Raw genomic sequence first — 23,118 nt, 5'->3', positions numbered from 1 at the left:
GAGAGAGCTGGGGATGATAGGTTTTCAGCTCTCCACAACAAATGATTAATGTGACGAAGTTAAACGGTAAAAGCTTTCATATAAATGCTATCTATATTGAAACGGTAGAATCCCATCCTGATACAATTATAACTTTAACGAATGGGAAAAAATTCATTGTTGCCGAAACAGAAGAAGAAATCATTCAATCCATGATCCAATTCTATCGGGCTATCAATATTCTAGGACTGAATAATGATAAAGGGGGTGCCTTAGATGAAGAATAAACTTGTGACCATCATGCTGATTTTATTATTGTCGATTACTCTTGTCGGAGGTATAGCACTCGTTGTTGTTATGAAGTTCACCGGAGAAGAAAAAGCTCATGCTGAACCTAATATTGATGAAATTATAGAATCTTCTGTCGATGTTCCAGAAATTACAACCAACTTAGCCAGCGGTGATTTTATCCGCATTTCCTTTACGGTTCAAACAGACAGCAAGGAAGCAAAAGAAGAACTGGAAAAACGCAATTTTCAGGTTAAAAATATTATTGTTACTGAACTTTCCGACATGAAGTCTCAAGACCTGAAAGGGAAGACAGGAAAAGCAAAGATTGAAGAAGTATTAAAAGCGAAAATGAACAGCATTATGCAGGACGGTAAGATAGTTAAAGTTTATATAACCTCCTCTATTCTTCAGTAGAAATTAAATAACATACTAGTTTAGGAGGTGGGAGACATGTCTGGCGAAGTTTTGTCGCAGAGTGAAATAGATGCTCTTTTATCCGCTATTTCCACGGGTGAAATGGATGCAGATGAATTAAAGAAGGAAGAGACCGAGCGTAAAGTGCGGGTTTATGATTTTAAAAGGGCACTCCGGTTTTCAAAAGATCAGATTAGAAGCTTGACCAGAATACATGAAAATTTCGCTCGAGGCTTAACCACCTATTTTTCTGCACAGTTAAGAACATATGTACAAATTAACGTGGCGTCTGCAGACCAGATTCCATATGAAGAATTTATTCGATCGATTCCAAAAATGACTATATTGAACGTATTTGAAGTTCCCCCTTTGGACGGGCGTATTCTTATGGAAGTGAATCCGAATATCGCTTATGCGATGCTGGACAGGGTCCTTGGGGGCAGAGGCGTCAGTGTAAATAAGGTGGAAAGCCTTACGGAGATTGAAACGAAAATCATGTCCAATATGTTCGAAAGAGCTTTTGAGCATCTGCAGGAAGCCTGGGCATCGATTGCTGAGATTGATCCGATTTTTACTGATTTTGAAGTGAATCCCCAGTTTCTGCAAATGGTTTCACCAAATGAAACAGTTGTCGTAATTTCGTTAAATACGCATATAGGCGAAACAAGCGGAATGATAAATATTTGTATCCCGCATGTAGTGCTTGAACCAATCATCCCTAAGCTATCCGTCCATTACTGGATGCAGACAGCCAAAAAAGAACGTCTTCCACAAGAAATTGAAGTTCTTGAAAAAAGAATCAAAATGGCGGAGCTGCCTGTCATTGCAGAGCTGGGCAGCACTGATATATCCATTCAGGATTTTTTAACACTGGATGTGGGCGATGTAATAGAACTGAATCAGGTTATTGATGCCGGGTTAATTGTTAAAGTGGGCGATGTTCCAAAATTTATGGGACAGCCAGGAAAAGCAAATAAAAAACTGGCCGTTCAAATTCTTGAGAAAATAGAGGGGGGAGACGAAGATGGTAAGTGATGAAATGCTCTCGCAGGATGAAATAGACGCATTGCTAAGAGGGGACGATTTTGATAGTGATGCTAAAGAACAGGATTTAGATGAATATTTTACTACCATGGAAAGAGATGCTCTCGGAGAAATAGGCAATATCTCTTTCGGCAGCTCCGCTACGGCACTTTCTACATTATTAAATCAAAAAGTCGATATTACAACTCCAAGTGTAGATGTTATTTCTGCTGCAAAGCTTGAAGAGGAATTTCCTCAGCCTTATGTCGGCATACAGGTGAAATATACAGTTGGTTTCACCGGTACAAATCTCTTTGTTATTAAACAAAGTGATGCAGCGATCATTGCAGATTTAATGCTTGGCGGAGACGGAAAAAATCCATCGGAAATGCTGGGAGAAATACAACTAAGTGCTGTTCAGGAAGCCATGAACCAGATGATGGGGTCAGCGGCCACTTCAATGTCTACTATTTTTAATAAGAAAGTAGATATTTCGCCGCCGAGCATCGATTTATTGAATATAAAAGATGGGTCAGGAGCAGATTCCATACCCGGAGAAGAATTGCTGGCCCGAATTTCTTTTAGATTAAAAGTAGGCACTCTAATAGATTCAAATATTATGCAGCTGCTGCCGCATACTTTTGCAAAAAGCCTGGTAAATGATCTATTGAACCCTCCAGCTCCTGAACCGCCGCCTTCAACGTTTGACAGCGTGCAGAACCATGGAGGAGGCCAGCAGCTTGTTTCTCATCAAAATGCTGTTGAATACCAGGAACCACAGCGACCTGAGCCGCAGTACATACAGCAAAATCATGTACAGCAGCCGATGACGCAGCCAAAAGGGTCGCAGCATTTTGGAACGGGGGCCCTGCAGCCTCAAGCGGAAGTAAATGTACAGCCGGCAAGTTTTTCAAGCTTTAACCCGCATCCGGTCCAGGAGCAAGAATCCAGCAATTTAGATATTCTTCTGGATATACCTCTTCAGGTAACAGTGGAGCTTGGACGGACAAAGCGTTCAGTGAAAGAACTGCTGGAGCTTTCTTCTGGTTCAATTATTGAACTTGATAAACTGGCCGGAGAACCTGTTGATGTTTTTGTTAACAACAGGCTGATTGCTAAGGGAGAAGTTGTCGTGATCGACGAGAATTTTGGAGTAAGAGTCACAGACATTATCAGTCAAACAGATAGAATCAAAAAATTACGATAATATTCGGGGGGAAACAAAATGGCACACAGAATTTTAATAGTAGATGATGCAGCGTTCATGCGAATGATGATTAAAGATATTTTATCCAAGAATGGATATGACGTAGTAGCAGAAGCAGCTGATGGGCAGCAGGCTGTCGAAAAATATCAAGAACACCAGCCGGATTTAGTTACTATGGATATCACAATGCCAGAGATGGATGGAATTGCGGCTTTAAAAGAAATTAAAAAAATTAATCCGGCTGCGAAAATTATTATGTGCTCTGCAATGGGGCAGCAAGCTATGGTAATTGATGCAATTCAAGCAGGCGCGAAAGATTTCATAGTGAAGCCATTCCAGGCGGACCGGGTTTTAGAAGCAATCAGTAAAACATTAAGCTAAGCATTTTACGTAAGAGGGTGTTTGATCGTGGGTTTTAAAAAAGTCATAGGGATCTTACTTCTGCTATCGCTTGCTTTCTATGGCACCGGTATTCATGTGAATGCCAAGCAGGTGGATAAGAGTGTAAAAGACTGGTATGAACACCCTGACAAATCGAAAGAAACCGGTGAAAAAAGCAATACACCGGACAGTTCCGGCGGAGCTGAAGGTGCACAATTTTCCGCCGGAGACTTCTTTCGTATGATTTTTGCAACTATTTTCGTAGTTGCTCTTCTTTATTTTATGCTTCGATTCATGAACAAAAAGAATAGAAGCTTTCAAAAAGCAAACTTCGTTGAGAATCTCGGAGGAACCTCACTTGGAGGGAACCGGTCAATCCAGCTTGTAAAGGTTGGGGAACGGGTGCTTGTAGTAGGTGTAGGGGACAATATTCAGCTGTTAAAAGAAATAGCTGAAGAAGAGGAGTATAAAGACCTTCTTCAAGAACATAACAGCAAATTGGATGGTATGCTGCAGCCATCCGATCTGATTTCAAAATGGATGCAGCGCAGCAAAGATCAAGACTCAGAAAACCGCTTTACCGGCCAGTTAAAGAAGCAGCTGGAAGAACTGTCGAAATCCAGGAAAAAAATGATTGAAAATCTGGATCAAAAAAGGGGGCCGGAAGATGAATGAATTTATGGACTTTTTCAGCGGTTCAGACCCTGAAAATGTTTCTTCTTCTGTGAAACTCTTACTGCTTATGACCGTTCTTTCACTTGCACCAAGTATTTTAATCCTTATGACCTGTTTCACGAGAATTATTATTGTTTTAAGCTTTGTCAGGACATCCCTGGCAACTCAGCAAATGCCTCCAAATCAGGTGTTGATAGGTTTAGCCTTGTTTATGTCTTTTTTCATCATGGCTCCTACCTTTCAGGAAGTGAATGAAAAAGCGCTGACACCTTTATTCGAAGAAAAAATCGAGCTGGATGAAGCCTATGAACGTGCTTCAGTGCCGTTTAAGGAATTTATGAGCGAACATACCAGACAAAAAGACCTGGAGCTTTTTTTAACGTATGCAAAAATAGACAGGCCGAAAAAGATTGAGGATATTCCGATTACAGCCCTCGTCCCGGCTTTTGCCATCAGTGAAATAAAGACGGCTTTTCAAATCGGCTTTATGATTTTTATACCGTTTTTAGTCATCGATATGATTGTCGCAAGTGTCCTCATGTCAATGGGGATGATGATGCTGCCGCCTGTCATGATCTCGCTTCCTTTTAAAATATTGCTTTTTGTGCTGGTTGACGGCTGGTATTTAGTCGTGAAATCTTTACTTCAGAGCTTTTAAGCAGGTGATATAGGATGAATTCAGAATTTGTCATTTCAATAGCAGAAAAAGGAATAATGACAGTTTTACTAATAAGCGGCCCTCTGCTGGCTCTGGCTCTAGTAGTAGGATTAATCATCAGCATCTTTCAGGCTGCTACACAGATTCAGGAGCAGACTCTTGCTTTTGTTCCGAAAATTGTAGCAGTTTTGATAGGCCTTGTTTTTTTTGGACCTTGGATGCTAAGCCATATGCTGTCTTATACAACAGAGATTTTTTCAAATTTAACAAGGTATATAGGGTAATAAAATGGAAGAATTGGTTCCGAAATTCGCAGTATTCTTATTGGTGCTGGTTAGGATTACGTCATTCTTTGTCGTAAGTCCCATATTTGCCTATAGGACGATACCTGCGATGCATAAAATAGGCTTAAGCTTTTTTCTGGCCTGGATCATGTATTACACGATCAAAGCCCCTCCGATTGAGATTGACGCTGCCTACTTTTTGTTAATCATAAAAGAGGCGATGGTGGGCCTGGCGCTCGGGTTTATTGCTTATATGATCATGTCCGCTGTACAAATGGCCGGGGGGTTTATCGACTTCCAAATGGGGTTTGCCATTGCGAATGTGATAGATCCCCAGACTGGCGCTCAGGGTCCGTTAATGGGCCAGTATATGTACACTATTACACTCTTATTTTTATTAGCAACAAATGGTCATCATCTGCTGCTTGATGGAATTTTCTACAGCTATGAGACCGTTCCTATTAACAAAATGTTTATCCCGTTTGGGGATCAAAACTTGATAAGTTATATGGCTAGAGCCTTTAACCAGACATTTCTCGTTGCCTTTCAAATGTCGATACCTCTTGTAGGAAGTTTGTTCCTGGTCGACGTGGCATTAGGGATTGTAGCAAGGACTGTACCCCAGCTTAATATATTCGTGGTCGGGGTGCCTGTAAAAATCATTGTCAGCTTTATCATCCTTATTGCCGTGTTTGGGGCCATGATGATGTCTGTGCGCAGCTTGTTCGAGTATGCATTGATAACAATGCGGGGGTTTATGCACTTGATCGGAGGAACATAATGAAACTGCTTCATCTGGACCTGCAATATTTTTCGGGAGAAAAAACAGAAAAAGCCACTCCTAAAAAACGAGAAGATGCAAGAAAAAAAGGACAGACAGCCAAAAGCCAGGACTTGAATACAGCTATTGTCCTTTTGGCGGTATTTTTTCTCTTGATGGTTACGGGTCCGTCCATGCTGCGGAAAATGATGTTTCTATTTACAGAATATCTTAAGGATTTCAGCTCTATAAACCTAAAGCCTGAGAATATCCAGCCGCTGTTTGTCGGAGTAATCAAGGAACTTACACTGCTGCTTGCCCCGGTATTAGGCGTAGCTCTCCTAGCAGGAGCTGCAGCCAATTATTTTCAGGTAGGAGTTATGTTTTCAACAGAAGCTATACAATTCAAGCTTGAAAAATTAAATCCGATCAGCGGGTTCAAACGGATTGTTTCACTGAGGGCTATTGTAGAACTTTTAAAATCAATCCTGAAAATTGCGATTGTCGGACTTGTCACTTTCCTGGTGATCTGGAATAAGCTTCCGGAAATTATGCTGTTATCTCAAAAATCCGCTGGCGATGCACTCTCATCCCTGGCGAAGATCACTATTAGTGTCGGGTTGTTTGCATCCGGTGCCTTATTATTTTTGTCGCTTTTGGACTATCTTTACCAGAAATTTGATTTTGAAAAAAGTATCAGGATGTCTAAGCAGGATATTAAAGATGAATATAAAAACATTGAAGGCGACCCTCTGATCAAATCTAAAATAAAGCAAAGACAAAGAGAAATGGCCATGCAGAGGATGATGCAGGAAGTCCCTAAAGCGGATGTGGTTATTACAAACCCTACCCATTATGCAATTGCACTTAAGTATGATGATGAAAAAAATGAAGCTCCTTACGTAGTGGCGAAAGGCGTGGATTTTATTGCCAAAAAAATTAAGCTTATAGCAAGTGAAAACGATATTGCCATGGTAGAAAACCGGCCGCTTGCAAGAGCACTGCATGATGGCAGTGAAATAGGACAGGCCATTCCAGAAGAGTTCTTTAAGGCGATTGCCGAAATTCTAGCATATGTTTATAAGTTAAAAGGTAAAATTTGATTTAAGTTTGATAGGAGAGAGATTTATGCCAGCAAGAGATTTATCAGTCCTAATGAGCGTCATCCTAATTATCGGAATGTTGATTATTCCTTTTCCTACATGGCTGTTAAGCCTGTTAATTATTGTCAACATTTCTCTTGCATTATTAGTGCTGCTAACTTCCATGAATATGCAGGAGCCGCTTCAATTTTCTATATTTCCATCTCTCTTGCTGTTATTAACATTATTTAGGCTTGCCCTGAATGTTTCTACAACCCGATCCATTTTAAGCACAGGTGAGGGCGGTGGGGTTGTAGAAACATTTGGAACCTTTGTTGTCGGCGGTAATATTATCGTCGGACTGGTTGTTTTCTTAATTTTGGTTATCATTCAATTTATCGTTATTACAAAAGGGGCCGAGCGTGTCTCGGAGGTTGCTGCCCGATTCACATTAGACGCGATGCCGGGTAAGCAGATGAGTATTGACGCAGACTTAAATGCCGGGATGATATCAGAGAAAGAAGCCAGGGAAAGACGCGAAAAAGTAAGCCGTGAAGCGGATTTTTACGGCGCCATGGACGGTGCCAGTAAATTCGTTAAAGGGGATGCCATTGCTGGGATCATCATCGTCTTGATCAATTTAATATTTGGAATTGTGATAGGGATCATGCAGCAGGATATGAGCTTTGCAGAGGCTGGGCATCATTTCTCACTCCTATCTGTAGGGGATGGCATCGTCAGCCAGGTTCCCGCTTTATTGATATCCACTGCTACAGGCATTGTTGTCACCCGAGCAGCTTCTGAAGGGAATTTAGGTTCAGATATTTCTTCCCAGCTGATGGCGTTTCCGCCGATGCTTTATGTTGCCGGCGGGACAATCGCAATGCTTGGATTGTTTACACCCATTAATGATCTGGCAACCCTGCCTGTTGCTGCATTATTAATTATCGGCGGATACATGGCAAACAGAAAGCCGAAAACTGATGTAGCCGACCTTCAGGAGATAGAAGAAGAAATTGAAACAGACGAAATGAAAAGTCCTGAGAGTGTAGTCAATCTTCTCAGTGTAGATCCGGTTGAGTTTGAGTTCGGCTATGGTCTTATCCCGCTTGCTGATACGAACCAGGGAGGAGATTTACTGGATCGGATTGTCATGATCAGAAGACAGCTTGCGATAGAGATGGGGCTGGTCATCCCAGTTGTGAGAATACGTGACAATATTCAATTGAATCCAAACGAATATCGTCTGAAAATTAAGGGAAATGAAATGGCCAGGGGCGAGCTTCTGCTGGACCATTATCTAGCGATGAGTCCCGGAATTGAGGACGACGGCATAGAAGGGATTGACACGATAGAACCTTCATTTGGATTGCCGGCGAAGTGGATTTCTGAAGAAGCCAAAGAACATGCCGAAATGATGGGATATACGGTCGTAGACCCGCCAAGCGTCGTTTCGACTCATATCACAGAAATTATTAAAGCAAATGCCCACGAACTACTGGGAAGACAGGAAACCAAACAGCTGATCGACCATCTAAGGGAAAGTTCACCTATATTAGTCGAGGAAGTTACACCAAACCCGCTTACAATTGGAGAAGTCCAAAAAGTGCTGTCCAAGCTTCTTAAAGAAAAAGTGTCGATCAGAAATCTGCCTATCATTTTTGAAACATTGGCCGATTTCGGCAAGCTGTCTACAGATACAGATCTTTTGACCGAATACGTCAGGCAGGCTCTGGCCAGACAAATTACAAATCAATATACAGTTCCGAATGAGAGTATGAAGGTAATCACTCTTTCAGGAAGAGTCGAAAAGCTGGTTGCAGAAGGTGTGCAGCAAACAGAACACGGGAATTATCTATCACTGGATCCTGAAGTTTCTCAGTCCATTTTAGAAGCAATAGCCAATAAATTGGAAGAATCCACTTTAATGGAGCAAACTCCGATTGTTTTGTGTTCACCTGCAGTCCGAATGTATATCCGACAGTTATCGGAAAGGTATTTTCCGCAGGTTCCCATTCTTTCCTATAACGAGCTGGAAGCAAATGTTGAAGTACAAAGTGTAGGGGTGGTGAACGTCGAATGAAAATAAAAAAATATGTTGCTCCCACGATGGCGCAGGCAATGAATGAGATTCGAAGTGAACTTGGCAATGATGCCGTTATTTTAAATTCAAAGGTCATTCATTCCGGCGGGTTTATGGGTCTGTTCAAAAAAAGGAATTTTGAAGTAGTGGCGGCCGTAGATCCTAAGCCAGCCGCAGCCATGCAAAAACCTTTAGTGAAGGAAAAACCAAGGAAAGCATTAGTGAAAAACAAAAAAAAGCGTGCGGAGGCAGAAGAACTCACAAAACCCGCCGATAATATACACAGAGGGCAAAGCGGGAATTCGTCTTTGCCTGCTGCAATGATGAATGAAATCTCGGAGCTCAAACAAATGCTTTCCGGATTATCTGCAGATACTGCCGATTTGAATGAAAGGCTGCCAGAACCCATCCAGAACATATCCAGTTCTTTGAGAACACACGAAGTGGATCAAAAGATTCGGCAGGAGCTTATCAACAAGCTGCTGGAAAAATGGTACCTCAGCCAGGGCAAAGCTAAAGCAAGGGAAATCGAGGGGTGGGCCAGGGAAGAGCTTAAACAGAAGCTCGCACACATCAGCCTGCCTGAACCGGTCTTTTCGAAAAAATATATCAATGTTGTAGGCCCTACAGGAGTAGGTAAAACAACCACACTTGCTAAGCTGGCATCTGAGATCGTCCTAAAGCAGCAAAAAAAAATCGCCTTCATTACAACAGATACGTATCGGATTGGAGCCATTGAACAGCTGAAAACATACGCCCAAATATTAGGGGTCCCTCTTGAGGTAGCCTATAATGCGGAGGATTTCAGCCGCGCTGCCAAAAGGTTTGCAGACTATGAACATATTTTTGTAGATACAGCAGGCCGGAACTTTCGAAATCAGGAATATGTGCAGGATTTGAAGGAAGTCATAAATTTTCAGGAAGAAATGGAAACATACTTGGTTTTATCTCTTGCATCAAGGCAAGTAGATATGCAAGACATTTACAGCCAATTTTCCATTATCCCTATAAATGGATTTATTTTCACAAAAGCTGATGAAACCTCATGTCACGGGCCGATGATTAATTTAATGATTAAACATCAAATCGGGGCAGCCTTTTTGGCTGCAGGCCAGAACGTGCCAGATGATATTGAACCTGCCACTCCCGATGCCATTATAAAAACATTATTTGGGGATATAACATGAAGGATCAAGCTGAAATATTAAGGTACAGATTAGACAAGCTTAATAAGCAGACTAAGGCCATTTCCGTGATCAGCGGGAAAGGCGGTGTAGGTAAATCAAATTTCTCATTAAATTTCTCCATTGCCCTCTCACAGAAAGGGAAGTCTGTACTCTTACTTGATATGGATATTGGCATGGGCAACATCGATATTCTCATGGGCAGTACATCATCTAAAAATATTGTCCACTTTTTTGAAGGGAGCTTATCGCTTCAGGATGTGATTTCCAAAGGACCTGCGGGTATTTCGTATATAGCCGGCGGGACCGGTTTATCAAGTATTTTCCAGCTAGGTGCCGAAATGGTTGATCATTTTTTTACAGAATTTGAAAAGACAGCGGCAGACTTCGATTATATTATTTTTGACATGGGGGCAGGTATCTCGGAGGAATCTGTGCCATTTCTCCTTGCCGGCGATGAAATCTTTGTTATTACCACTCCTGAGCCAACATCAGTAACAGATGCATATGCGGCTATTAAATATTTAATATTTCAGCAGCAGCCCATTCCCTTTTTTCTGATATGTAATAAAGCTGGGGATGAAAAAGAAGGAAGGCTTACCTTAAATCGGCTGCAGCATGCTGTAAGACAATTTCTGCAGTTCGAAATGAATGTGCTGGGCATTCTGCCGGAAGATAAAATAGTTTCGAAGTCCGTTATCAGGCAGACTCCTTTTATTCTGTACAGTCCCGATTCAAAGGTATCGAGAGCTTTGCAATCATTGATCAACTCGTATATGACAAAGCAAAATCCAGGAGATCCTTCTCCATCATCCAAGGGGTTTGTAAGCCGGCTGAGGCAGTTTGTATTTGGGAGGAAGGATAGCGGATGGAAATAATAAAAGTTCTTGTTGTAGATGACTCCGCTTTTATGAGGAAGCTGATTACAGGCTTTTTAGCAGAACATAACCTCATAAAAGTCGTGGGCACAGCAAGGAATGGTAAAGACGCAATTGAAAAGGTCAAATCCTTGCTGCCTGATGTTGTAACTCTAGATATTGAAATGCCAATTATGAATGGCCTGGAAGCACTTGAAAACATTATGAAAGAAAAGCCCACTCCCTGCATCATGCTCTCTAGCACCACGCTTGAGGGGGCGGAAAACACACTAAATGCCATAGCTTTAGGGGCTTTTGATTTTATTCCGAAACCTTCAGGTGCCATTTCGCTGGATTTACATAAAGTAAAAGAATTATTGATTAGTAAGGTTCTTGCTGCAGGAAGCGCGGATGTGAATATCCTGCGTGAACAGAGTGAAAGAAACACCTATAGTATCGACTCTTCTAGCAGCACCGGAGATTCCCAGCCTTCACTGACAGAACAACTGGGGCAAAAATCAGAGGATGGCAAGAAAATCATATGTATAGGCACATCGACTGGCGGGCCGGGAGCTTTGCAAAATGTACTGAGCGAAATTTCTGCGGATTTCGACGCTCCCATTCTTATCGTCCAGCATATGCCTGAAGGATTCACAAGTTCGCTTGCAAACCGTTTAAACTCTTTATCAAAAATCCATGTGAAAGAGGCGGAAGAAGGGGAGAACCTCCAGAAAGGCACAGCGTATATTGCCCCTGGAGGCTATCACCTCCGTGTAAAAAACAATGGGCAGAACCTGGCCGTTTCTCTTGGAAAAGATGCTGCCCGAAACGGCCACAGACCTTCTGTGGATGTGCTGTTTGAATCGGCAGCTGAGCTTGAGGATTACATGAAAATAGCTGTCATCATGACAGGCATGGGAAGTGACGGTTCAAAAGGACTTCAATCCATGAAAAAAAGCGGAATCACCAAGGCTATCGCTGAATCACCAGATACTTCTGTGGTGTTTGGGATGCCAAAAGCCGCCATAGCAACCAGATGTGTGGATGCAATAGAAGATGTAAACAACATAGCACGTACTATTAAAAATTTTTGTAAAAGTTGAAGGATGTGTAGTTTATGGATATGAGTCAGTATCTTGAAGTTTTTATCGATGAAAGTAAAGAACACCTTCAGACCTGTAATGAACAATTATTAGAACTGGAAAAGAACCCTCAGGATTTAGCAATCGTAAACGAAATATTTCGTTCCGCCCATACCTTAAAAGGAATGTCAGCAACCATGGGCTACGAGGATTTAGCCAATCTCACACATAAGATGGAGAATGTCCTGGACGGCATTCGTAATGAGAAGATCAATGTGACCACGGAAATACTCGATGTAGTTTTTCAAGCGGTTGATGACCTCGAAGCTATGGTAGTCTCTATTTCAAATGGAGGAGACGGCAAAAGAAACGTCTCAGAGGTAGTAAACATGCTGATGCAGATCGAAAAAGGAGAATCACCTACAGCAAGCCCTGCAAAGGATGAGGCGGCTGCTTACGCAGCAATTGAACGAGAAAGCGGCAGAATCAAGAATACGTATGATGAGTTTGAGCTGACGGTCCTCCAGCAATCGAGGGAACAAGGCTTTGAAAGCTATGAAGTGACTGTTCAGATAAGAGAGGACTGTCTCTTAAAAGCTGTAAGAGTGTTTATGGTCTTTGAGGTGTTAGAAAAGGCTGGTGAAGTGATTAAAACCAGCCCGCCCGTTGAAAAGCTGGAAGAAGAGCAATTTGACCGGGAATTTATGGTTACATTGATTACCAGGGAAAGTCCAGAAGATATCCAACTAAAAGTGATGAAAGTTTCTGAAGTAGAATCTGTTGACTGCCGGATGATCAACCCGGATCTACAAGAAAGCAAGGCTGAAGCAGGCAGGGCAGAAGCGGCCGCTGAGACTCAAACTGCTTCACCTCAGACAGAAATATCATCTGTGACTAAAGCAGCTGCACCCCAGACAGCTAAGAAGGAAAATCAAAGTGCAAAACTAACAAGTTCAAGCAATAAGACAATCCGGGTAAATATTGAACGTCTCGATAGTTTAATGAATCTGTTTGAGGAATTGGTCATCGACCGTGGAAGGCTGGAACAAATCTCAAGGGAAGTGAACAACCAGGAATTAAATGAAACAGTTGAAAGAATGTCGCGAATTTCTGGGGATCTTCAAAGTATCATTCTTAATATGAGAATGGTGCCAGTAGATACCGTGTTTAATCGTTTCCCGAAAATGGTACGCCAGCTGGCAAGGGATTTGAAGAAAAATATTCATCTTGAAATAATTGGTGCCGAAACCGAACTAGATCGCACAGTTATAGATGAAATCGGGGACCCGCTTGTACATCTGCTCAGAAATGCTCTCGATCATGGGATAGAAATGCCTTTGGTGCGCAAGGACAAAGGAAAGAGTGAAGAAGGAAAAGTGACTCTTAAAGCGTACCATAGCGGCAACTATGTGTTCATTGAAATTGAAGATGATGGTGCAGGCATGAATCGAGAAAAAATTCTGCGAAAAGCTGTAGAAAAAGGAATTGTTTCTGAGCAGGCTTCTGAAGCCATGACCGATAAACAGGTGTATAACTTAATCTTTGCTTCTGGATTCTCAACAGCCGATCAAATTTCAGACATATCAGGCCGCGGAGTAGGGCTGGATGTTGTAAGAAATACGATAGAATCGTTAGGCGGTGCCGTATCAATAGATTCACGCGAAGGAAAGGGATCTATTTTTTCCATCCAGCTTCCCCTTACATTATCTATCATTTCAGTCATGCTAATTGAAATTCAAAAAGAAAAATATGCAATTCCTCTTTCTTCTATTATAGAAACAGCTATTATCAGAAAATCTGACGTATTAAATGCCCATAGCCAGAAGGTAATAGATTTTAGAGGCAGGGTCGTTCCGCTGGTTTTTCTAAAGGAAGTTTTTGACGTTCCTGAGGTTCTGGAAGATGATGAGTTCTATTCTCTGGTAATCGTCCGAAAAGGCGATAAAATGGCCGGGCTTGTTGTGGATCGATTCATTGGACAGCAGGAAATTGTATTAAAAGCTTTAGGCAGCTATTTACATTCTGCCTTTGCCATCTCGGGTGCGACCATTCTAGGTGATGGTCAGGTTGCTTTAATCATAGACTGTAACGCACTGATTAAATAATGAATTTCTATAGATTATGGATAGGAGAATGATAGTTATGGCCGATTCAGCAGCTTTGAGTACTGCTTCTGAACTAAAAGTGATTATATTTCAGCTTATAGACAAGGAATATGCTCTGCCTGTGAGCGAGGTAAGATCGATTGAAAAGCTTCAGCATATTACGCGCGTTCCAAAAACTCCTGGTTTTGTAAAAGGAGTATTAAATCTTCGTGGAGTGGTTACACCGATCATAGACCTGAGGCTGCGTTTTGGACTTGAACAACAGACCTATTCAGAGAGCACTAGAATCATTATTGCTGCTGCACAGGACATTGAAGTCGGCTTAATTGTCGATGCGGCTAATGACGTACTTGATATTCAAGCAGACTCCATTGAACCTCAGCCAGAGGTAGCAGGCTCAATCGATGAAGAATATATAGAAGGTGTTGTCAAAATCGATAAGCGGCTTCTCATTCTATTAAATCTAGAAAAAGTTCTCAATCCCGAAGAACTAAATGGTTTACCGGGAAGAGAAGGGTAAAAGATGTCTTTCATTCATGGAATTACTCATTTACAGTTAGATATTTTAAAAGAGATTGGAAATATCGGTGCTGGAAATGCCGCCACAGCTTTATCCAGGCTGTTAAATAAAAAAGTGGATATGAAAGTTCCCGATGTCAGAACCGTCTCTTTTGATGAAATGATGGAAATGGCTGGCGGCTCTGAGACGGTTGTGGCGATTGTTTTTTTTAGAATTGAAGGAGAGGCTCCAGGAAGCATGTTTTTTCTTCTGCCCTTAAAGCAGGCTTCGAGCTTTATTTCTCAATTGACGGGTGAAGAAACAAGCTGCGAAGAACAGCCTGTTTATTCAGAATTAGCAAGCTCTGCTCTTAAAGAGCTGGGGAATATCCTTGCTGGATCTTATTTAACAGCTCTGTCGGATTTTACAAATTTAAATATCTATCCCTCGATTCCTTATATGGCAATAGATATGGCTGGGGCTGTCATTAGTCAGGGGCTGATAGAGATTTCACATGCTGCGGATTATGCAATTGTTATTAATACAGCTTTAAAGGAAGAGAACGGTAATGATATGAATCATATTAATGGCCAATTTTACTTAATTCCAGATCCCGATTCCTTTGAGATTATTTTTCAATCCTTAGGAGCTATCGAGAATGGCAGTTGAGTTAAGCCACATTGTAAAAGTCGGAATTGCTGATATGGATATAGTGGAATCTCCCGGCTCCATTAGAACATCTGGTCTTGGCTCATGTGTAGGTGTAGTGATTTATGATCCAAATAAAGAAATCGCGGGCCTCGCGCATGTGATGCTGCCTGACTCAAGCCTCTCAAAGGGGAAAACGATTAACCTGGCCAAGTATGCGGATACGGCTGTCCCAGGGTTATTAAATCTTCTCCTGGAGGCAGGGGCATATCCCGGCTTCTTAAAAGCAAAAATTGCAGGAGGCGCTCAAATGTTTCAGTTTTCGAGCGGAAATGAACTGCTTCGGATCGGTCCACGGAATGTACAGGCAGTCAAACAGCAATTAGAGCGCCTTAAAATCCCGATTATGAGTGAAGATACAGGCGGAAACAGCGGCCGGACAATAGAGTTCAATCCAAAGCTCGGCATTATGAATATCAGGACTGTGAATAAGGGAGTTACCGACATTTAAAGCTTTTTGGATAAATTTAGTATGCAGCTCCATGATATAGGTTAAAATATTCCTATTTTACTAGCTTTTAGGGTGAAAAAGGACTTATTAAACCAAAAGGGTATTGATATAATATCAGATGTTCAGGTTAGAAATGATTTAAAACGATACTGTGAGGAGGAGTTCCATGTCTCAAACGACTACAGGAGATGAGCAGCTGCAATGGAAAAAGTGGACAGGCTGCCGCGATCCCCAAGCAGGCGACGCTCTTGTAAAAAAGTACATGCCTTTAGTGTCTTACCATGTACAGCGGATTTCAGTTACACTTCCTAAAAGTGTCAGCAGAGATGATATCCGCAGTCTGGGAATGGTAGGTTTATTTGATGCATTGGAGCGATTTGATCCAAGCAGGGATTTGAAATTTGACACGTACGCCTCCTTTAGAATACGAGGAGCCATAATAGACGGACTGCGGAAGGAAGATTGGCTTCCGCGGAGTTCAAGGGAAAAAGCGAAAAAAATTGAAGCGGCTATTGAAAATCTAGAACAAAGATATATGCGTGCTGTGACGCCCGCTGATATAGCTTTAGAGCTGGAGCTGACTGAGGATGAAGTTTCTTCGGCAATCAATGAAAACTTTTTTTCTAATATTTTGTCTATGGATGAATCGCCGCAGGAACATGAGGAAAAAGAAAGCAAAATGGTGTTGAAAGACGAAAGAGCTGTACTTCCAGAGGAACAGCTGTTAAAAGAAGAATTATACTCAGAGCTTGCACATGTTATTTCCATGTTAAATGATAAAGAGCAGCTCGTCTTACAATTGTTTTACAAAGAAGAACTTACATTAACAGAAATCGGACAGGTTATGGAGCTTTCCACCTCTAGAATATCGCAGATCCATTCAAAAGCTATATTTAAACTCAAGACTACATTATCGAAGGCTATGTAGCTTATCTGGACAGCTGTAAGGTCTAATGCGGCTGGCTGCCGGGTATCTGATGTGCCCATCAGGATGAATCGCGGTTTAGAATAACTACTATCCTGGCTGGTTTCGAGAAGCTGGGATTCTAGTATTCTTGGACGAAAATGGCTGAATGAAAAGCGGAACATCCTCTCTAAGAAAGGAATTGATTCTTGTGAGCTTGAAAGCTATTGAAATGCAGATCGCCCTGCCGCGCACTCAGGAGGCGGGCAAAATTCAGGAACAGCTTCAGCAGAGAGGACAACTTCAGAATGACCTTGCTTCCCTAGAGATGCATAAAGAAGACAAACGGAAAACAAGTACAGTCACCAGAAAAAATCAAAAGGAAAAGCTTCATCTTACGGATGAAATTGAAGGGGAAAAAGGAACCTATTTAGAAATAGATAAAGAAGAATCCCTGCAAACGAGTGAATCATCAGCTCCCCATCCGTTTAAGGGAAACTTTGTCGACTTTTCCGGTTAGCGAGGACAAATGACAGCATTTCTATTAGTTTTGAGTTTTATCTTAAATATCATTGCACTGCTGGGAATTATTATTTTATACTCACGCCAGAACCGTATGCTGCAGTTTGAAAAAAATCAAAAAGAAGCAGTCAAAGAATTAGAAACGATCCTTTCCTCATTTGCGGCAGAAATGAAAGAGGACCATGAAAGTCTGTTAGCAAAGCTTACACCTTTCAAACATGAGAACTTCGCTGAATCTAAACTGAAGACGCCCAAGAAGCTGTCTTCCGCAGTTACTCCAAAAGACAGCCGTGCCGAAAACAGCAATTCTCATCCATCCTCCCTTCAAACACCGAAACGGGTTAAGAATAAAAAGGCTCTTTCCGCTTATAAAGGATCGGGACAAAAAGCTGAGTTAGACGCAGCAGAAAGTCTGCTGGATCAATTTCCAGACGATGTAGTAGAATTAACCGGCCGACCAACTCCAGCCGCTGAAACAGAAAAGAGCTTTAAAGAACATTTTAATAGGAATATAGATGCACAGTCAGATAACGAACAAATCTATATAAATTCTCTTCTCCAGCAGGCACTTGAATTAAAAAAATTAGGACTATCCCATGACCAGATTGCGAAGAAATTACAAAAAGGGAAAACCGAAATCGATCTTTTATTAAAAATCAGAAGTTAAAGTGTGAAAATGCTTGATTGTCTCGATTCAATATGCTATATTAGTCAACGGTGTTATTACACACGTTCAGGGATTCGGGCATATGGTGCTGTTTATCAGTTTATGCCTGGAGATGATTAGGACGGAGGAAAACAAAAACCATTAGGAGGAACAAAACATGTCAGTAATTTCTATGAAGCAATTACTTGAAGCTGGTGTACACTTCGGTCACCAGACTCGCCGCTGGAACCCAAAAATGAAGAAATATATCTTCACTGAGCGTAACGGCATTTACATCATCGACCTGCAAAAAACAGTTAAAAAGGTAGAAGAAGCTTATAACTTCGTAAGAGAAGTTGCAGCAAACGGCGGAACGATCCTTTTTGTAGGTACTAAAAAACAAGCACAAGAATCAGTTAAAGAAGAAGCTGCTCGCGCAGGTATGTACTATGTGAACCAACGCTGGTTGGGCGGTACATTAACAAACTTCGAAACAATTCAAAAGCGTATTTCCCGTCTAAAAGAAATCGAAAAGATGGAAGAAAATGGTACGTTTGAAGTGCTTCCTAAAAAAGAAGTTATCCAACTTAAAAAAGAATGGGAACGCCTTGAAAAATTCTTAGGCGGAATTAAAGATATGAAGGGTATTCCTGACGCGATCTTCATCATTGACCCTCGTAAAGAGCGTATCGCTGTTGCAGAAGCTCACAAGTTAAACATCCCTCTTGTAGGTATCGTTGATACTAACTGTGATCCGGATGAAATTGACTATGTAATCCCTGCAAACGATGATGCAATCCGTGCAGTTAAACTTTTAACAGGTAAAATGGCTGACGCTATCCTGGAAGTTAAACAAAGTGAAGAACAAACAGAAACAACAACTGCTTAATTAGCAAAAGGTGATAAGAGGATAAGGCCTTTTATCACCTTTTTTTAAGAAAAACTGTTGTTATTACTTGTTGATTGGAATGGAAGGCGCGAGACTCCTGCGGGAAAAGCGAGTCAAGGGAGACCCCGCAGGCGCATAGCGACGAGGAGGCTCCCGGACCGCCCGCGGAAAGCGAGTGCCTTTCATTACAATCAACAGACAAGTTTAACAGACCTTAAGAAATCCCGATGTCTTTGCAAAATCTTTTGTAAAAAAAGGATGTTTCGGGACACTATGTAAGGGAACAAACGATTTTACATATATTTAAAGGAGGAGTTTTACAATGGCAGTAACTGCTCAAATGGTTAAAGAACTTCGTGAAAAAACAGGCGCAGGTATGATGGACTGCAAAAAAGCATTAACCGAAACAAATGGTGATATGGAGGCAGCGATCGACTTCCTTCGTGAAAAAGGGATTGCAAGCGCTGCTAAGAAAGCTGACCGTATTGCTGCTGAAGGATCTACTTATATCCTTACTGAAGGTAATGAAGCAGTTATTCTTGAAGTTAACTCAGAAACTGACTTTGTTGCAAAAAACGAAGGTTTCCAAGTACTTGTTAAAGAACTTGCTGCACACCTTTTGAAAAACAAGCCAGCTTCAGTTGAAGAAGCTCTTGAACAAAAATTAGAAAACGGCACTACAGTTTCAGAACATATAAACGCTTCAATTGCTAAAATTGGAGAAAAACTGACTCTTCGCCGATTCGAAGTGAAAACAAAAACTGATGCTGATGCTTTCGGTGCATACCTTCACATGGGCGGACGCATTGGCGTTCTAACAGTAATTGAAGGAACTACTGATGAAGAAGCAGCTAAAGACGTTTCTATGCATATCGCAGCATTAAGACCTCTTTATGTATCCCGCGACCAGGTTACTTCTGACGAAATCGAGCGCGAGCGCAAAGTATTAACTGAGCAGGCTCTTAACGAAGGAAAACCTGAAAAAATCGTTGAAAAAATGGTTCAAGGCCGCATCAATAAATTCTATGAAGAAATCTGCGTAAATGACCAGACTTTCGTAAAAAATCCTGATGTAAAAGTAGGTAAATTTGTTGAATCTAAAGGCGGAAAGATCGAAAGCTTCGTACGTTATGAAGTTGGAGAAGGAATCGAAAAACGCCAGGATAACTTTGCTGAAGAAGTTATGAACCAAGTGAAAAAAGACTAATATTCTTTTTGATTAATGAGAATGTAAAATAGGGGACACCTTGTGTTCCCTATTTTTAAAATCTTCGCAGCAGGTGGAACAAGGAATCAGATTTTTACATAGTTGGAGGTTTATATGAGCAGCGCAAAATATAATCGTGTCGTATTAAAACTTAGCGGTGAAGCCTTAGCAGGCAGTTTGGGGTTTGGACTGGATCCTGAGGTCATCAAATCTGTCTCAGAGCAGGTTAAAGAGGTAGCTGAACTTGGAGTTGAGGTGGCAGTAGTCGTTGGCGGAGGAAATATCTGGCGCGGTAAAGTAGGCAGCGAAATGGGCATGGACCGTGCAACAGCTGATTACATGGGAATGCTTGCAACAGTTATGAACTCATTAGCTCTCCAGGACAGCCTCGAAACTCAAGGCATTGAGACAAGGGTTCAAACATCTATAGAAATGAGACAGGTAGCAGAACCTTATATCAGAAGACGTGCTATCAGACACTTAGAAAAAAAACGAGTAGTTATTTTTGCTGCTGGAACTGGCAATCCGTATTTCTCAACAGACACAACTGCTGCATTAAGAGCTGCTGAAATAGAAGCCGAAGTTATTTTGATGGGGAAAAATAATGTAGATGGCGTATATAGTGCAGATCCGCTTAAAGATGCTAACGCAATAAAATACGAAGAGCTTTCCTATCTGGATGTATTGAAAGAAGGACTGGCTGTTATGGATTCTACTGCATCTTCTTTATGCATGGATAATGATATACCTCTCATTGTGTTCTCTATTATGGAAAAAGGAAATATCAAACGTGCCGTAATGGGTGAAACCATCGGTACCATTGTAAGGGGGAAATAATTATGCCAAAACAATTAACTGCTAACGCAAAAGAAAGAATGGATAAAGCAATTGGCGCTTATAGCCGTGTGCTGGCAAGCATCCGTGCCGGACGTGCGAATGCTTCACTGCTTGACAGAATAACAGTGGATTATTACGGTGCACCTACACCCATTAATCAAGTAGCGGGAATTTCAGTACCTGAAGCTCGTCTGTTAGTTATTCAGCCATATGATAAAACAGTGCTTTCTGAAATTGAAAAAGCCATCTTGAAATCTGATTTGGGCCTTAATCCAACAAACGATGGATCGGTTATCCGCCTGGCCATACCGGCACTTACTGAAGAAAGACGTAAAGATCTGGTTAAACAAGTAAGAAAAGAATCTGAAGATGCTAAAATTGCAGTGAGAAATGTCCGCCGAGATGCTAATGATGATTTGAAAAAGCTTGAGAAAAACGGCGAAATCACAGAAGATGACTTGCGCAGATACTCTGAAGAAATTCAGAAAACGACGGATTCTTATATTGCAAAAGTGGATACAATCACAAAAGACAAAGAAAAAGAAATCTTAGAAGTATAAGTAAATATTAAGATAATTGCCCCTGTAGAGGGGGTTTTTTTTTTATCTAAATGAAATTCAGAATGATATGCTCTTCAAAAAGGTTCTAACCCTCTAGCCTGGGTGTATAAATAAAGTAATCTGCTAATAAATCCTGCATGTACAGCCCTCCAAAATAAGTGCAGACGGTGGCTTCTGCCAGGCGGGAGTAATAGGAGTAAAAGATACCTATTTTGCTCAGAGCCCCGGTTGTTATGCAGTTATCCATTAATAATAGGAGATTGCTGCTTTTTTTGTTATTATTAAATAGATTCATTCTTTTGATCAATACATATTGAAATTACTCTGTCCGAATCTTATTTAGAGTTAATTCAGGTGGGGGATACATGTTATGGAAATTTTGAAGCGCTGGAAAAACAAAAGCAGCTCAATACATGCAACGGATAAGATAAATGAAACAAAAAAAATGCCGGTCCCGGAACATATTGCTATTATTATGGATGGCAATGGACGCTGGGCTAAGAAACGCTCTCTGCCCCGGATCGCAGGCCATCACGAAGGCATGAAGGTTGTAAAAAGAATCACGAAGCTCGCAAGCCAGCTTGGTGTAAAAACTCTTACGGTATATGCATTCTCAACGGAGAATTGGAAAAGGCCGCAGACAGAAGTGGAATTTTTAATGAAGCTTCCAGAAGAATTTTTAGGCACTTTTTTGCCGGAACTGATAGAAGAAAACGTGAAGGTGCAAATGATGGGTGAAAAGGAAGCATTGCCGAAACACACTTTAAATGCTGTGGAAAAAGCAATCACCGATACCAGGCACAATACAGGCATGATTTTGAACTTTGCCCTTAATTACGGAAGCCGTGCAGAAATCCTGCATGCTATGAAAAAGGTCTTAACAGATGTTAAAAGTGGTATAATAGATGAAAACGAAGTGAACGAGGAGCTATTTTCCAATTACCTGATGACTGAAGGACTCCCAGATCCAGATCTGCTGATCCGAACCAGCGGCGAAATCCGCTTAAGTAATTTTATGCTCTGGCAGCTCGCTTATACTGAATTTTGGTTTACAGAAGTTTATTGGCCCGATTTTAGCGAAGACCACCTGCTAGAGGCAATTTCTGACTTTCAGAAAAGATCCAGAAGATACGGCGGGGTTTAACGTGTGAATGGATTGCTTATTTTTGGTTAATGGCTGTTTCGTTATGGCTTTGGCGGAATGATTAGGATTGGACTTGATCTTCTGCTCTTGTACTTGGCTTTTTGTGCCGGACACGTTGTGCTATTCGTTGTAATTTGATTGAATCTAGACCAAATCTGCGGTTTTATCATGCGCATTGGTCCATTTGATATAGGGTTTCGGTGTTTTAAGACGGTTTTTAGAGATATAAGAGGGCCTTTCAGAATTTAAGAGGTTTTTTTGGAATTTAAGAGGTTTTTTTGGGATTTATGGGGCAAAATCCAACTTTTAAGAGGAAAATCAATTTTTAATAGGATTTTCGAAATATGAGGATCAGTCTTAAAAGATTGAGGCCCCTTCTGTTAAAAAAACCCCTATTAAATGAATGGTTCCATTGCAGGTATCCATCACTGCCCCTCGAGTCACAAGCCATTCGGTCCATGAGAAGAAAAAAACCGCTTCTTATAGCCCGCTCGTCTTGTGCAATTCGGAGGCCTGCGGATGCAGGTCAGGACGGCGCTGCCACAGGACGTGGCGATCTTAGCTAAAGTGCGGATACCTCCGCTTTTCTGATTTGTCCAGCTGCAGCGCCTTGACCCTCGAGTCATAATCCAATCAGTCCATGGGAAGAAAAACCGCTTCCCACGACCTGCTCGTCTTATGCTTGT

General features: G+C 41.4%; 26 protein-coding genes. All 26 read left to right on the top strand.

Going from position 1 to position 23,118, the window contains the following annotated elements; genetic code table 11:
• The first annotated feature begins 41 nt into the window (after positions 1–41).
• Positions 42–266, top strand: coding sequence for a flagellar FlbD family protein (locus JOC77_RS08050; RefSeq protein ID WP_204541360.1), 225 nt, complete (start codon positions 42–44; stop codon positions 264–266).
• Positions 256–684, top strand: coding sequence for a flagellar basal body-associated protein FliL (fliL, locus tag JOC77_RS08045; RefSeq protein ID WP_204541357.1), 429 nt, complete (start codon positions 256–258; stop codon positions 682–684). The genes JOC77_RS08050 and fliL overlap by 11 nt, the downstream gene beginning before the upstream one ends.
• 36 nt (positions 685–720) lie before the next feature.
• Entirely contained in the window at positions 721–1,719 is a 999-nt protein-coding gene (gene fliM / locus JOC77_RS08040; protein ID WP_204541354.1) for a flagellar motor switch protein FliM, read from the top strand.
• Positions 1,709–2,914, top strand: coding sequence for a flagellar motor switch phosphatase FliY (gene fliY / locus JOC77_RS08035; RefSeq protein WP_204541351.1), 1,206 nt, complete (start codon positions 1,709–1,711; stop codon positions 2,912–2,914). The genes fliM and fliY overlap by 11 nt, the downstream gene beginning before the upstream one ends.
• Before the next feature lie 18 nt (positions 2,915–2,932).
• Positions 2,933–3,295 carry a response regulator gene (locus JOC77_RS08030; RefSeq protein WP_204541348.1) on the top strand — a complete coding sequence of 121 codons (363 nt, stop codon included), beginning with the start codon at positions 2,933–2,935 and terminating at the stop codon, positions 3,293–3,295.
• A gap of 27 nt (positions 3,296–3,322) precedes the next feature.
• A complete protein-coding gene (locus JOC77_RS21720; RefSeq protein WP_204541345.1) occupies positions 3,323–3,970 on the top strand; it encodes a flagellar biosynthetic protein FliO in 648 nt (215 codons plus the stop codon).
• Positions 3,963–4,628: a flagellar type III secretion system pore protein FliP gene (gene fliP, locus JOC77_RS08020; RefSeq protein WP_204541342.1), complete on the top strand. Its 666-nt coding sequence runs from the start codon at positions 3,963–3,965 to the stop codon at positions 4,626–4,628. The genes JOC77_RS21720 and fliP overlap by 8 nt, the downstream gene beginning before the upstream one ends.
• 14 nt (positions 4,629–4,642) lie before the next feature.
• Entirely contained in the window at positions 4,643–4,912 is a 270-nt protein-coding gene (gene fliQ / locus JOC77_RS08015; RefSeq protein ID WP_204541339.1) for a flagellar biosynthesis protein FliQ, read from the top strand.
• 4 nt (positions 4,913–4,916) lie between these two features.
• On the top strand, positions 4,917–5,693 hold the full coding sequence (gene fliR, locus JOC77_RS08010) for a flagellar biosynthetic protein FliR (RefSeq protein ID WP_204541336.1): 777 nt from the start codon (positions 4,917–4,919) through the stop codon (positions 5,691–5,693).
• A complete protein-coding gene (flhB, locus tag JOC77_RS08005; protein WP_204541332.1) occupies positions 5,693–6,775 on the top strand; it encodes a flagellar biosynthesis protein FlhB in 1,083 nt (360 codons plus the stop codon). Before fliR ends, flhB begins: the two co-directional genes overlap by 1 nt.
• A gap of 25 nt (positions 6,776–6,800) precedes the next feature.
• The gene (flhA, locus tag JOC77_RS08000; protein WP_204541329.1) at positions 6,801–8,837 is read left to right on the top strand and encodes a flagellar biosynthesis protein FlhA; all 2,037 of its coding nucleotides are present in this window, start codon (positions 6,801–6,803) and stop codon (positions 8,835–8,837) included.
• Entirely contained in the window at positions 8,834–10,024 is a 1,191-nt protein-coding gene (gene flhF / locus JOC77_RS07995; RefSeq protein WP_204541326.1) for a flagellar biosynthesis GTPase FlhF, read from the top strand. Before flhA ends, flhF begins: the two co-directional genes overlap by 4 nt.
• Positions 10,021–10,899, top strand: a complete 879-nt coding sequence (locus JOC77_RS07990) for a MinD/ParA family protein (protein ID WP_204541323.1) — start codon at positions 10,021–10,023, stop codon at positions 10,897–10,899. Before flhF ends, JOC77_RS07990 begins: the two co-directional genes overlap by 4 nt.
• Positions 10,890–11,981, top strand: a complete 1,092-nt coding sequence (locus tag JOC77_RS07985; RefSeq protein WP_239558665.1) for a protein-glutamate methylesterase/protein-glutamine glutaminase — start codon at positions 10,890–10,892, stop codon at positions 11,979–11,981. The genes JOC77_RS07990 and JOC77_RS07985 overlap by 10 nt, the downstream gene beginning before the upstream one ends.
• 14 nt (positions 11,982–11,995) lie before the next feature.
• Positions 11,996–14,065, top strand: coding sequence for a chemotaxis protein CheA (locus JOC77_RS07980; RefSeq protein ID WP_204541320.1), 2,070 nt, complete (start codon positions 11,996–11,998; stop codon positions 14,063–14,065).
• Positions 14,066–14,102: 37 nt separating this feature from the next.
• Positions 14,103–14,585, top strand: coding sequence for a chemotaxis protein CheW (locus tag JOC77_RS07975; RefSeq protein WP_204541317.1), 483 nt, complete (start codon positions 14,103–14,105; stop codon positions 14,583–14,585).
• A 3-nt stretch (positions 14,586–14,588) separates the two neighbouring features.
• Positions 14,589–15,233, top strand: a complete 645-nt coding sequence (locus JOC77_RS07970) for a chemotaxis protein CheC (protein ID WP_204541314.1) — start codon at positions 14,589–14,591, stop codon at positions 15,231–15,233.
• Positions 15,223–15,723, top strand: coding sequence for a chemotaxis protein CheD (locus JOC77_RS07965; RefSeq protein ID WP_204541311.1), 501 nt, complete (start codon positions 15,223–15,225; stop codon positions 15,721–15,723). The genes JOC77_RS07970 and JOC77_RS07965 overlap by 11 nt, the downstream gene beginning before the upstream one ends.
• 166 nt (positions 15,724–15,889) lie before the next feature.
• On the top strand, positions 15,890–16,651 hold the full coding sequence (locus tag JOC77_RS07960; RefSeq protein WP_204541308.1) for a FliA/WhiG family RNA polymerase sigma factor: 762 nt from the start codon (positions 15,890–15,892) through the stop codon (positions 16,649–16,651).
• A 187-nt stretch (positions 16,652–16,838) separates the two neighbouring features.
• Entirely contained in the window at positions 16,839–17,147 is a 309-nt protein-coding gene (locus tag JOC77_RS07955; protein WP_204541306.1) for a hypothetical protein, read from the top strand.
• 9 nt (positions 17,148–17,156) lie between these two features.
• Positions 17,157–17,816, top strand: coding sequence for a hypothetical protein (locus tag JOC77_RS07950; protein ID WP_204541303.1), 660 nt, complete (start codon positions 17,157–17,159; stop codon positions 17,814–17,816).
• 157 nt (positions 17,817–17,973) lie between these two features.
• Positions 17,974–18,684, top strand: coding sequence for a 30S ribosomal protein S2 (gene rpsB, locus JOC77_RS07945; RefSeq protein ID WP_204541300.1), 711 nt, complete (start codon positions 17,974–17,976; stop codon positions 18,682–18,684).
• A 322-nt stretch (positions 18,685–19,006) separates the two neighbouring features.
• Complete coding sequence (gene tsf / locus JOC77_RS07940) at positions 19,007–19,891, top strand: translation elongation factor Ts (RefSeq protein WP_204541297.1); 885 nt, start codon at positions 19,007–19,009, stop codon at positions 19,889–19,891.
• A gap of 114 nt (positions 19,892–20,005) precedes the next feature.
• A complete protein-coding gene (gene pyrH, locus JOC77_RS07935; RefSeq protein WP_204541294.1) occupies positions 20,006–20,728 on the top strand; it encodes a UMP kinase in 723 nt (240 codons plus the stop codon).
• A 2-nt stretch (positions 20,729–20,730) separates the two neighbouring features.
• On the top strand, positions 20,731–21,288 hold the full coding sequence (frr, locus tag JOC77_RS07930; RefSeq protein WP_204541291.1) for a ribosome recycling factor: 558 nt from the start codon (positions 20,731–20,733) through the stop codon (positions 21,286–21,288).
• A 370-nt stretch (positions 21,289–21,658) separates the two neighbouring features.
• Complete coding sequence (locus JOC77_RS07925; RefSeq protein ID WP_204541288.1) at positions 21,659–22,432, top strand: isoprenyl transferase; 774 nt, start codon at positions 21,659–21,661, stop codon at positions 22,430–22,432.
• Positions 22,433–23,118: the final 686 nt, after the last annotated feature.

This window comes from Peribacillus deserti, assembly GCF_016909175.1.
Lineage (GTDB): Bacteria > Bacillota > Bacilli > Bacillales > DSM-1321 > Paraperibacillus > Paraperibacillus deserti.
Note: the sequence above shows the minus strand (reverse complement) of the source record. Positions and strands in the feature narration are given on the sequence as shown.

Excerpts from the sequence above, each read along its gene's own strand:
- JOC77_RS07980 (WP_204541320.1), top strand. The coding sequence starts at position 11,996 with ATGGATATGAGTCAGTATCTTGAAGTTTTTATCGATGAAAGTAAAGAA.
- JOC77_RS07925 (WP_204541288.1), top strand. The coding sequence starts at position 21,659 with ATGGAAATTTTGAAGCGCTGGAAAAACAAAAGCAGCTCAATACATGCA.
- JOC77_RS07990 (WP_204541323.1), top strand. The coding sequence starts at position 10,021 with ATGAAGGATCAAGCTGAAATATTAAGGTACAGATTAGACAAGCTTAAT.
- fliM (WP_204541354.1), top strand. The coding sequence starts at position 721 with ATGTCTGGCGAAGTTTTGTCGCAGAGTGAAATAGATGCTCTTTTATCC.
- flhB (WP_204541332.1), top strand. The coding sequence starts at position 5,693 with ATGAAACTGCTTCATCTGGACCTGCAATATTTTTCGGGAGAAAAAACA.
- fliQ (WP_204541339.1), top strand. The coding sequence starts at position 4,643 with ATGAATTCAGAATTTGTCATTTCAATAGCAGAAAAAGGAATAATGACA.
- JOC77_RS07950 (WP_204541303.1), top strand. The coding sequence starts at position 17,157 with ATGACAGCATTTCTATTAGTTTTGAGTTTTATCTTAAATATCATTGCA.
- JOC77_RS08050 (WP_204541360.1), top strand. The coding sequence starts at position 42 with ATGATTAATGTGACGAAGTTAAACGGTAAAAGCTTTCATATAAATGCT.
- fliP (WP_204541342.1), top strand. The coding sequence starts at position 3,963 with ATGAATGAATTTATGGACTTTTTCAGCGGTTCAGACCCTGAAAATGTT.
- flhF (WP_204541326.1), top strand. The coding sequence starts at position 8,834 with ATGAAAATAAAAAAATATGTTGCTCCCACGATGGCGCAGGCAATGAAT.
- fliR (WP_204541336.1), top strand. The coding sequence starts at position 4,917 with ATGGAAGAATTGGTTCCGAAATTCGCAGTATTCTTATTGGTGCTGGTT.
- rpsB (WP_204541300.1), top strand. The coding sequence starts at position 17,974 with ATGTCAGTAATTTCTATGAAGCAATTACTTGAAGCTGGTGTACACTTC.
- flhA (WP_204541329.1), top strand. The coding sequence starts at position 6,801 with ATGCCAGCAAGAGATTTATCAGTCCTAATGAGCGTCATCCTAATTATC.
- JOC77_RS07970 (WP_204541314.1), top strand. The coding sequence starts at position 14,589 with ATGTCTTTCATTCATGGAATTACTCATTTACAGTTAGATATTTTAAAA.
- JOC77_RS07960 (WP_204541308.1), top strand. The coding sequence starts at position 15,890 with ATGTCTCAAACGACTACAGGAGATGAGCAGCTGCAATGGAAAAAGTGG.
- pyrH (WP_204541294.1), top strand. The coding sequence starts at position 20,006 with ATGAGCAGCGCAAAATATAATCGTGTCGTATTAAAACTTAGCGGTGAA.
- JOC77_RS08030 (WP_204541348.1), top strand. The coding sequence starts at position 2,933 with ATGGCACACAGAATTTTAATAGTAGATGATGCAGCGTTCATGCGAATG.
- tsf (WP_204541297.1), top strand. The coding sequence starts at position 19,007 with ATGGCAGTAACTGCTCAAATGGTTAAAGAACTTCGTGAAAAAACAGGC.
- fliY (WP_204541351.1), top strand. The coding sequence starts at position 1,709 with ATGGTAAGTGATGAAATGCTCTCGCAGGATGAAATAGACGCATTGCTA.
- JOC77_RS07985 (WP_239558665.1), top strand. The coding sequence starts at position 10,890 with ATGGAAATAATAAAAGTTCTTGTTGTAGATGACTCCGCTTTTATGAGG.
- JOC77_RS07965 (WP_204541311.1), top strand. The coding sequence starts at position 15,223 with ATGGCAGTTGAGTTAAGCCACATTGTAAAAGTCGGAATTGCTGATATG.
- fliL (WP_204541357.1), top strand. The coding sequence starts at position 256 with ATGAAGAATAAACTTGTGACCATCATGCTGATTTTATTATTGTCGATT.
- frr (WP_204541291.1), top strand. The coding sequence starts at position 20,731 with ATGCCAAAACAATTAACTGCTAACGCAAAAGAAAGAATGGATAAAGCA.
- JOC77_RS07975 (WP_204541317.1), top strand. The coding sequence starts at position 14,103 with ATGGCCGATTCAGCAGCTTTGAGTACTGCTTCTGAACTAAAAGTGATT.